The organism is Ferruginibacter sp. HRS2-29 (assembly GCF_024343615.1).
Classification (GTDB): domain Bacteria; phylum Bacteroidota; class Bacteroidia; order Chitinophagales; family Chitinophagaceae; genus Ferruginibacter.
In genome coordinates, this window is record NZ_RJUB01000024.1 from 19,349 (window position 1) to 29,706 (window position 10,358).

Below are 10,358 nucleotides of genomic sequence, written 5' to 3' on the forward strand. Positions count from 1 at the left end.
TCTTAAAAACTAACGATATGAATTTTAAAAAATATATTTCCGGCTTTACATTTTTACTAATAACCAACTTCTTTTGCAGCACTTTGCAGGCACAGCATTCAGGCAACATAGTTTACCGGAACACTGATAATTATTACGAAATATTTTCCAATAAAAGTGTCCGCAAATTTGCCATTACCGATAGCGATATGCAGGTTTCGGTAAGTGTGCTGCTGAATCAGCGTGCTGATAAATTCATGATAACCTTCGGTGTGAGCCAGGAAGCAAAAACGCCGAAAATGGCATTGGCAGCTATCAATGAACGAATAACAAAATTCACTTCACAATTCAAGCAATATGGTATAAGCAAAGAAAATGTGTTTGTCGATTTTATATCGCAGACAAAGCTTTACGATTTTCAAAAAACAGATAAGGCAACGAATACTTATGAACAACTGGAAAAAGGGTTTCTTATCAAAAAGAATGTTATCGTCTCTGTCAATAAGAATGAACTCATCGAACAGCTGATAGCAGAAGCTTCGGAGAGTGAAATATATGATATTGTAAAAGTAGAATACCAGAACAATGATATGGAAGCGATCTATGCAAACCTGTTGAAGGAAGCCAATAACATCATTGCAAAAAAACAAAGCGATTATGTTCAGCGTTATAATCCCAGGATCATTGGCCGGCCTGTTGTAAGCGATAAATTTTATTATTCGTTTCCCAACGACCAGTATAAACAATACGAAGCAGCAGAATCATCTTCTCTCGAGGGTGATTATAATTCATATTACATGAAGAAGATCGCCCGTAAAAATAAGACCGCTTATTATGATGGTATCAACTATGCAGGTTTTGATAAAGTCATCAACAACGCCGATCCAGAACCCTGTATACAATATGTGTTGACATTGAGTGTGGGTTATGCACTGGAGAAGCAAGTACGATAATAGTATTGTGTCCCCTGAAGCAGGAGCTGTTTCAGGGGACTAAGCTACTTTATCCTTGTTGGCCAGCTGTCCACAAGCCGCGTCAATATCTTTTCCGCGGCTGCGGCGTACCCGTACATTTACTTTATGTTTGGCCAGGTAATCGGTAAAGATCTGTGTGCTGTCTTCACCGGATTTTACAAAATCAATTCCGGCTACAGAATTGTATTCGATCACGTTTACCAGGTGCGTCGGGATTTTGCGGTAAACTTTTACCAGGTCTTCAGCGTCTTCCAGGCTATCGTTTTCACCGTTCAGCAAAACATATTCGAGGGTGATGTCGTTTTTTGTCTGCTCGTAAAAATAATTCAGCGCATCGATCAGCGCAGCGATATTATTCGTTTCATTGATGGCCATGATGCGGTTGCGCTTTTCGTCGGTGGCAGCGTGCAAGGAAAGCGCCAGGTTGAATCGCACTTTATCATCGCCCAGCTGGCGGATCATTTTGGCCACACCCGCCGTAGAAACAGTGATCCTTTTCGGGCTCATCGCCATGCTATCGCTGGCCGTGATCCGTTCGATCGATTTCAATACATTCTTATAATTCAGTAGCGGTTCGCCCATGCCCATGTAAACGATATTGGTCAATCCGGTGCCGTGCATCTTCAGGCTTTGTTCGTTGAGCAATGCCACCTGGTCGTATATTTCGTCAAAATGAAGGTTCCTTTTACGCTCCATCAACCCCGTTGCGCAGAATTTGCAGGCAAGACTACAGCCGATCTGGGAAGAAACGCAGGCGGTGCTCCGTTTTTCGGTAGGAATGATCACGCCTTCTATCAGGTGTCCGTCGAAAGTTCTGAAACGGGATTTCAATGTACCATCGCTGCTATGCTGGGTAACATCTACCGTAAGTGGCTTTAATTCAAACTCTTCTGCCAGTTTTTTGCGCAATTCGAGCGAAAGATTGCTCATATCGTCGAAACTGCGGGCATTTTTTTTCCATAACCATTCATACGCCTGCATGGCCCTGAATTTTTTGTCGCCAATGGCTTCAAAGTATTCTTTTAACTCAGGAAGGGTGAATTCGCGTATATTTTTCTTGACTGACATAAATGCAAAGGTAAGGACTGAATGCTAGATGCTGGCTACCAGATGCTGGACAGACTTGATTTTTTGTGTTTCGCTTAACTCTTCGCTACTATATCCAGTATCCAGCATCCACCATCTGCCTCATCCCTTCGTAAAATGTTTATCTTGCAAAAAATACTTTTAGTATGTCACCTGTATATATAATCGATTCTGTCCGCACCCCAATTGGCAAATATGGCGGCGCATTAAGCAATACCAGACCCGACGATCTGCTGGCCCATGTTATAAAAGCATTGTTGCTGCGGAATGATTCCATCGACGTGAATGCCATTGAAGATGTAATTGCCGGTGCCGCTAACCAGAGTGGCGAGGACAACCGGAATGTGGCGCGTATGGCAGCACTGCTGGCTGGTTTGCCCGTAACGGTTGCCGGAAATACGGTCAACAGGCTTTGTGCAAGCGGTTTACAAGCCATTATGGATAGCGCCCGCACCATTGCCTGTGGCGATGCGGAACTGATGATCGCCGGTGGTGTGGAAAGCATGAGCCGTGCACCTTTCGTAATGCCGAAAGCTACCAGCGCTTTCGATCGCAATGCACAGGTTTTCGATACTACGATGGGCTGGCGTTTTATCAATAAAAAACTGGGTGAATTGTATCATCCGTATACCATGGGCGAAACCGCCGAAAACGTTGCGAAGCAATGGAATGTAAGCAGGGAAGAGCAGGATAAATTTGCCCTGTCCAGCCAGGAGAAATATGCTGCTGCGCAAAAGGACAACAAATTCAAAGAAGAGATCGTGGCGGTTCCGGTAGCAAGCGGAAAAGAAACGATCAGTTTTGATACGGATGAACACCCGCGTTTATCTTCTTTGGAAAAGCTGGCACAATTGAAACCGGCCTTCATAAAAGATGGAACCGTAACTGCCGGAAACAGCAGCGGTATCAACGATGGCGCTGCCGCGATGTTGCTGGCAAGCGAAGGGGCAGTTAAAAAATATGGATTGAAACCCATCGCAAAGATCGTTGGGATGGCGGTGAGCGGTGTCGATCCGGCTATTATGGGCATCGGCCCGGTAAGTGCCACCAATAAAGCGCTTGGCCGTGCAGGGCTCACCATTTCCGATCTTGACCTTGTTGAATTGAATGAGGCTTTTGCTTCGCAAAGTATTGCCTGCGTAAATGAACTGGGTTTGGATATCAATAAAGTAAATGTAAATGGCGGTGCTATTTCCATCGGGCATCCGTTGGGGTGCAGCGGCGTAAGGATATCTACCACTTTATTGCATGAAATGCAGAAACGGGAAAGTAAATATGGCCTGGCCACGATGTGTGTGGGCGTAGGGCAGGGCGCAGCGATTATTTACGAACGTATCAGTTGAGGATCGTCGGTTTTACAATTGATACGATAACCAGTAAAGAAATGCCACGGTAGCAATTATCGAAAATAATGTTCCGTATCTCAGTCCCCATCCGAAGTGTTTCAGGGTTATAGGTATTGTATCACCAAGGTACATCAGAAAAAAAACAACTGTCATATATGCTGCAAAAATGATTGCAACAACATACAGGTTATCAAGGATTTTTGATGATGCAACAAGGATGAACTGAGTAATTGCGGTTAATGCAAAGAATATACTTTTCATGAATCCCTGCATTTATAATTTGTACAGTAGTTTTCTTATCAGCCTGTAATTTACCGTTACGCACAAAAACATCAGCACAGCAGCTACCAGCACAACGACCGGATGTATGAATGGCGACAATGTTTCCTTTCCACTTAAAAATGCCTGCTGAAAAATAAAATGCACCACCTGTGTCAGCGCCAATGCAGACAAGATGATGATGGCATACACCGGTATCCATTTTTTTGCAACAGTTTTGCTCAGCCATCCGGGAGAGTAACCCAGTGTGAGTAATAACTGGAGATTGTCTTTGCTTCTTGCAATTACCAGCTGCAGGTAAAATGAGAACAGCATCATTGCCAGCAGAATCACCAGCACGGCAAATCCGCCGAGCCCGCTCACGATGGCCTGCAGGATCTGTTTTACCCTTCCGAATTTTGTTTTGTCTTTATTTACATGATAATCTTTTTGCTGCAGATAACTCAGCAATTCGGCGCTGTTGGCATCGGTGGTTTTGATGTAGATCCTTGCTGCCGGTGGGTTTTCCATGTTACCCAGATTCTTATTTGCCCACGACAGAAAATCTTTCGGAACCAATATGGAATTGATACGATCCGTTACTGCAATGATATGCCCGCGGAAATCAATGCGGTTGCCCATCGGGCCATAACATTCCACCGTGATATTTACTGCGCCGATGCTGCTGGCAGAAAGCTGCGGCAGATCCTGCGCCGGCGCAAATACATTGTACATTTCCAGGAAGTCTGCTGAAAAAATGATGGGCAGGTCCTGCTGGCCCGGCTGCCATTTGAAAGTTGGTGGCAATGTATCCAGGAAATCATCCTGTATGGCTTCTAAAAAAAGATCGGTGCTGAATGGAATGATGTTGCCTGCGCTTGCTTTCGCCCTGAACTGATTGGCAAGCAACGGCGCAGCATCTTTGATGAATGGCTGTGCTTTTACATCCGCCACTTCCGCGAGGGAAAAACGATTGTCTTTGCCCATGTTTTCATTGGTAATATTTTTTGTGACAGATATATAATCAAAACCATTCTTGCGTGGATTCTTATCTTTTATCAGCTGATTGATGTTGATGTACATCTGCACCGAACACAACAACAACAATACGCCGATACCCAGCCCGAAGTAGCTGAAATATCGTGATGACCTGTTTTGTCCGACGTTCAAAAAATGAGCGATATGTTTATAGGAAAGATTCAAGTTCTTATTTTTTGTAATTAGTATTATAAATGCAATGTCCGTTCTGAATTAAAATATTCAATCGGTTTCAGATCAGCCAGAATGATGGCAGCGCCGCGGCTGGTAGCTTCTTCTTCAATCAATGCCATCGCTTTTTTTCGGTTATTCTCATCCAGGTGGCTAAAAGGCTCGTCGAGCAATAAAAAATCGAAAGGCTGCTGAAGGGAACGAATGATGGCGATACGTTGTTGCTCGCCATAACTGCAGGTCTTGCCCAATTGTTTCAGTTTGGAAGAAACACCCAAAGCATTCGCCATTTCATTCACTTTGCTTTGCTGATGGTATGGTTGCAACAGGCGTTTAATTTCTATGTTCTCATGCGCTGTCTGCTCCGGAAATAACCGCAGGTCCTGGAAAATGATGCTCAGGTGGTTGCTACGGTTGTTGGCAGTATCTTCAGGCGTGAAATTTTTTACAGGTTTTCCATCAAATAGAATATTTCCGTGATAATCTTTTCGCATACCATACAAAAAATGTATGAAAGAAGATTTACCGCTGCCACTTGGTGCAACGATCTGTAGGCGCTCTCCTTTTTTTATGCTGACAGTCTTATTCCAGATTTCGGAATGAGCGATCTTTTCTTTTTCCAAAAAATCGGGGGCTACCTGCTCGAGCGTGATGTTCGTCATATCTGCAAATTAAAAAGCCGTCAGAATATATGATCCATGACGGCTTTAAATTTATAACTTATTTTTTAATCGGATTAGTTAGAAGGAACCGGTGCTGTTACAGTAGTCATTGTATCTATCACAGGAGAAGTGGTGTTATCCCAGTCGCCCCATTCTTTTTCACGTTTTTCTTTCTTTTTCTTTTCGATAGCGCTTACAACACCCAGGTATGAGTTCAGTTGTTTCAGGCTGTTGGTAGTTTTATCAACCAGGTTTACTTCTATATGCTGGGTCATAGCACCATCTTCAAAGTTGCCACCTTTTGCCAGGAGGTTATCCCACATTTTGAGCGAAGCTGTAAATATTTCATTGTCGAGGCTATCCCGACGACCGTCGTCTTTCATTGAATTCAGGATGTACTGGAAATTTACATATCCGCCAACTGGCCCGCCAGTTATCTGGTCAAACAAGTCAAAAGCCTTGCTGTTGCTGCCTGCGATGTAATTGTCAATTCCTGCTTTGTTGTTTCCAATAGCGAAATAGTTGTCATTGCTGTTGAAGAAAACTTTCGGATCGCTGCCCATTGACATACCGCCGATTTTTTTACCAGCGTCTATCAATTTACCAAAAGAAGCTTTATCGCCGATAGAAGTTGCAAAAAGGAAGTTCGCATCTTTTCCTGTTACAGAATCATTGCGGATATCTGTTACAGAAAACAGGATATCCCCTTTATTAGCTTTGATGAAATCATCCATTGTGAAACCAACCTGGGCAGCGCCCATATTTGCCCATCCTTCCATACCTGCCAGTTTCAACACTTCGCGAATACCTTCCGGTTTAAAATTCAGTGCAAAGAAAGCTGCAATATCTTTCGAAGGGATCCTTTTAGCCATATCGCTGCTGATCTTATCGCCGCTGTATTTTTTCCAGATCTCGCTCAGTTCTTTTCCGGAGTAAGATTTAAGGTCAGCTACGATTTTGCCATTTTCAAAATTGGCAGTAGCCGCTGTGATAGAACCTTCGGTAAGTTTGCTCAGGTTCATCATACCCAAAGCAGATAATGCAGGATTACCAGCGCCAAATGCTTCACCATTGAACCAGAAATGAATATCACCTTTGGTGCTCAACAGGTCAGAAAATTTTTCATCTTTTGCAAGGCTGTTATCTTCTTTAAGATTGTACAATGCAGTCGCAGCCGCAATTCCATCCCTGTTTGAAGTTGGTGCTGCAGGAGTCAGGTCATCGTAACTGGCTTTGTTCAATTCATTCATTTCAGGAGCATCGATCACAATGATGAACTTTTCCTTTTTCCAGGAAGTAGTGGTCCTTTCTTTTGTAACGAAACTGATGCCGTCTTTTTCAGTAGCGGCAGCGCCTTTAGCAGCATTTACGCTGAATTCTTTGAATTTAGCCTCGTCTTTCACAGTTCCCTGGATAGATACATACCCGCCAAGAGAATCTTTTTGTACAAACACGATGATGTCTTTTTTTACATCGATACCGGTATTATCCGGGTTGTCCAATGCGGCTTTCAGGTAAGCAGATACGCTCGTGTCGCTGCTGGCTTCCTTGAAAAAATCAGCTTTTTTCACTTCTTCCCATGGAAGTTTTGCAGAAAGCGATTCGCCATTGAGATGAAGTACGATGGCGGCATTTTTCGGGATCGAAAGACCCGCCTTATTTGATTTGGAAGAGCACGAAGCAAAAAGCACGATGGCTACAAATGCTGCGAGCAAAAAAGAAAGAGAACGTGTTTGCATATAATTGATTTTGTGTTAATACGGAAAACTTTTTTAAGTAACCTTATATTTAATTAATAATGAATAATTAATAATGAATAATTAATAATGAATAATTAATTATTCATTAGAAATGCCGCTATTTCATCAAACTGTACATTTTGCTGTTGCCCCGTTTTCAGGTTTTTCACCACGCATTCTTCCGATTCCATTTCCTTGCTGCCGATAATGACGGCAAAAGGGATGTTCTTACGGTCGGCATATTTAAACTGCTTGTCCATTTTGGCCGGTTCGTGGTAGAGTTCGCACGATACATTATTGCTGCGCAATTCCTGCATGCGCTCAAAAGCGAAGGCACCTTCGGTTTCGCCAAGATTGAAGAACAAAGCTTTTGTGCTTACCTGCAGATCGGCAGGGAATAAATTCAGCTCTTCCAGTGCATCGTAGATCCTGTCTACACCAAAGCTGATACCCACACCCGGAATGCCCGGTACGCCAAACAAGCCGGTAAGGTTATCATATCTTCCGCCGCCGCCAATACTGCCCATTTTCACTTCTTCCGGCGCTTTCACTTCGAAGATGATACCGGTGTAATAATTCAATCCCCTGGCCAATGTAAAGTCTATGCGCAGATTGGTGTTTTTTGTTTTACCCAGCAGGTAAGTGAGTTCTTCAATTCCTTTTGCCGCTGTTTCATTTTCGCCAAAAATATTTTTAGCTGCTGCAATTCTTTCCTCATTGCTACCATCAATCAACAAATATTTTTCAATTGTATCAATTTGCGTAATTGAAAGTCCACGTGCAGCCAACTCTTCCTTTACTTTTTCAAGTCCTATTTTATCCAGCTTGTCGATGGCCACCGTGATATCAGTGAGAAAATTTTCGCCACCGCAGAGTTCAGCGAGCGCTGCCAGAATTTTCCGGCTGTTCACTTTCAGTTCGTAGTCAGCCAATCCAAGGCGGGTAAGCGCTGTGTGATAAATGTTGGCGAGTTCCACTTCGTTGAGCAAAGAAACGCTGCCTACCACATCCGCATCGCATTGGGTGAATTCGCGGTAGCGGCTCTTTTGTGGTTTGTCGGCGCGCCATACAGGCTGCACCTGGTAACGTTTGTAGGGAAAACTCAGTTTGCCGTGGTTCATGGCAACGTATCGTGCAAATGGAATGGTCAGATCATATTTCAAGGCACGTTCTGTAAGGTCCGATGAATTTTTTCCTTCCATCAGTTTTGCGAAACCCGATTTCGCTTTTTCTATATTGGAAGGCTCGTTGAGGCCATTGTTCAATATCTTAAAGATCAGCTTGTCTCCTTCTTCTCCGTATTTACCCATCAGCGTATCCAGCTTTTCCATGGCAGGCGTTTCAAGCGGCTCAAAACCATATAATTCAAATACATTCCGGAGGGTAGAAAGGATGAAATTCCTTTTCCTCACCGTTTCCGCTGAAAAATCCCTGGTGCCCTGTGGTATGCTTGGTTTCGACATTTAAGTGTTCGGTGTTTGGGTGGTTAAATAATTTTCGATGATGGCGTCACAGGTAATGCTGATCAGCTGGTATACCTCTTCGTACCCGTCTTCATCGCCATACCATGGATCGGGAACATTCTTGTTTTTGCTGCTGCGCAATTCATTCAGGAAAAGATCCACTTTTTTATCCTCATAGTCTGCGCCGCAGATGTTGCGTATATCCGTAAGCACATCATCCGCCATGGCGTAGATCTTGTCGTATGCGGCGATATCGAACCGTTCAAATTTCCGCGACACCTGGCAGCTGATATCGATGCCATATTTTTTCGCTACTTTCTGGCTGAGGTGATGCGGTGCTTCACCTGTATGATACCCATTGGTACCGGCGCTTTCCACTGTCCAATCCAATCCCGCATCGTTCGCTTTTTGCTGTAATATGCCTTCTGCCAGCGGGCTGCGACAAATATTACCCAGGCAGACCATCAATATTTTCATGTTCACCAGTCGTTATAATAAAATATGCGCAAATATAAGTCCTCTGCCGTTAGGTTTCCGCTTTGCGGCAGCGCATTTTCCGAAAGGAGGCAGGTGGGCAGCGAATGGTTGAATCACAGAGGAAAAGAGAACACAGGGAAACATGGAGGAGGAACACGCCTGCGGAATGTTCTGTTATATCAAGCTCTGTGGGTCCCATTTATGGATTCTTTCAGCCATTGCATCTAATCCATCAACCAGGCGCCGGGTTTTGAAATTCATTCTTTAATTTTTAAAACCTATTATCATGAACTCTGAATACATTCTGAAAGCGGATGTACTTGATATCATATTCGAAAATCGTAATAAGACCTACGGTGCATATGCATTGCGCAAGTTTTACCACGAACGTTTATATAAAGCGATCGGCGTTACCATGGCAATGGCTCTGGCCGTGACAGCACTTACTTTTTTGCCCAAGGGTAATATGAACAACGGCAAGCCTGTGGATATGGAAACTACCGTGTTGACATTGGCCAGGGATGAGCCCCATGACAAGCCGTTGGAACCTAAGAAACCCGAACAACCGAAAGTGGATCAGCCCAAACCGAAAGATATTCAGCCGGTAAGGTCTGAACAGTTCACGGACAACGTAGTAATCACAAAAGATGAAAAGCACGTGGACAAAATATCCAGCCTCGACAGCGCTGTCATCAGTGATGTAACCAATAGGGATCCCAATGCCGGAACAAAACAGACCGTAGGCGTACCAAGCACGCCAAAGCCCGGCGATGGTGGTGGTGAAGGAAAAGAAACAGTGATGGTTGTAGATAAGGAAACACCTAGGCCCACTGCTGATATCATGCCTGAATTTCCTGGCGGGATCCCGGCACTGCGTAAGTTTCTTGAAAAGAACCTGCAGAACCCGGAAGACCTGGAAGAAGGCCAGAGCGTATCGGTAAAAGTTAAATTTGTGGTAGGATATGACGGCAGGCTTAAAGGGTTTGAGACTACCCAGGACGGCGGCAAAGCCTTTAATAATGAGGTGATAAGGGTATTGAAAAAAATGCCGGACTGGATCCCGGGGAAAGCCAGCGGCCAAAATGTGTCCGTTTATTATGTAATTCCAGTGCAGTTTACAAGCCTGCAGTAATCACATAAATATTTATTAGTAAATTGCTGATTC

The 10,358-nt window shown here is 43.9% G+C and carries 10 protein-coding genes; 3 read left to right on the forward strand and 7 right to left on the reverse strand.

The window, feature by feature from the left end; all coding sequences use genetic code 11:
* The first annotated feature begins 17 nt into the window (after positions 1 to 17).
* Positions 18 to 932 carry an SIMPL domain-containing protein gene (locus EGI32_RS09020; RefSeq protein WP_255155067.1) on the forward strand — a complete coding sequence of 305 codons (915 nt, stop codon included), beginning with the start codon at positions 18 to 20 and terminating at the stop codon, positions 930 to 932.
* 39 nt (positions 933 to 971) lie between these two features.
* On the opposite strand, the gene rlmN is transcribed toward EGI32_RS09020, so the two are convergent.
* Positions 972 to 2,021 carry a 23S rRNA (adenine(2503)-C(2))-methyltransferase RlmN gene (gene rlmN, locus EGI32_RS09025; protein WP_255155068.1) on the reverse strand — a complete coding sequence of 350 codons (1,050 nt, stop codon included), beginning with the start codon at positions 2,019 to 2,021 and terminating at the stop codon, positions 972 to 974.
* A gap of 164 nt (positions 2,022 to 2,185) precedes the next feature.
* On the opposite strand from rlmN, the gene EGI32_RS09030 reads away from it, so the two are divergent.
* Positions 2,186 to 3,382: an acetyl-CoA C-acyltransferase gene (locus EGI32_RS09030; RefSeq protein WP_255155069.1), complete on the forward strand. Its 1,197-nt coding sequence runs from the start codon at positions 2,186 to 2,188 to the stop codon at positions 3,380 to 3,382.
* A 12-nt stretch (positions 3,383 to 3,394) separates the two neighbouring features.
* Here EGI32_RS09030 and EGI32_RS09035 read toward each other — a convergent pair whose 3' ends face one another.
* From EGI32_RS09035 to EGI32_RS09060, 6 genes are all read right to left on the reverse strand, one after another.
* Entirely contained in the window at positions 3,395 to 3,646 is a 252-nt protein-coding gene (locus tag EGI32_RS09035; RefSeq protein WP_255155070.1) for a hypothetical protein, read from the reverse strand.
* Between the two features lie 12 nt (positions 3,647 to 3,658).
* Positions 3,659 to 4,846 carry a hypothetical protein gene (locus EGI32_RS09040; protein WP_255155071.1) on the reverse strand — a complete coding sequence of 396 codons (1,188 nt, stop codon included), beginning with the start codon at positions 4,844 to 4,846 and terminating at the stop codon, positions 3,659 to 3,661.
* 23 nt (positions 4,847 to 4,869) lie between these two features.
* Complete coding sequence (locus EGI32_RS09045; protein ID WP_255155072.1) at positions 4,870 to 5,514, reverse strand: ATP-binding cassette domain-containing protein; 645 nt, start codon at positions 5,512 to 5,514, stop codon at positions 4,870 to 4,872.
* A gap of 74 nt (positions 5,515 to 5,588) precedes the next feature.
* Positions 5,589 to 7,253, reverse strand: a complete 1,665-nt coding sequence (locus tag EGI32_RS09050) for a DUF4836 family protein (protein WP_255155073.1) — start codon at positions 7,251 to 7,253, stop codon at positions 5,589 to 5,591.
* Positions 7,254 to 7,348: 95 nt separating this feature from the next.
* Positions 7,349 to 8,716, reverse strand: coding sequence for a histidine--tRNA ligase (hisS, locus tag EGI32_RS09055; RefSeq protein ID WP_255155074.1), 1,368 nt, complete (start codon positions 8,714 to 8,716; stop codon positions 7,349 to 7,351).
* Positions 8,717 to 9,193, reverse strand: a complete 477-nt coding sequence (locus EGI32_RS09060; RefSeq protein WP_255155075.1) for a low molecular weight protein-tyrosine-phosphatase — start codon at positions 9,191 to 9,193, stop codon at positions 8,717 to 8,719.
* A 286-nt stretch (positions 9,194 to 9,479) separates the two neighbouring features.
* Here EGI32_RS09060 and EGI32_RS09065 point away from each other — a divergent pair, with 286 nt between their 5' ends.
* The gene (locus EGI32_RS09065; protein ID WP_255154236.1) at positions 9,480 to 10,325 is read left to right on the forward strand and encodes an energy transducer TonB; all 846 of its coding nucleotides are present in this window, start codon (positions 9,480 to 9,482) and stop codon (positions 10,323 to 10,325) included.
* The last annotated feature ends 33 nt before the right edge of the window (positions 10,326 to 10,358 follow it).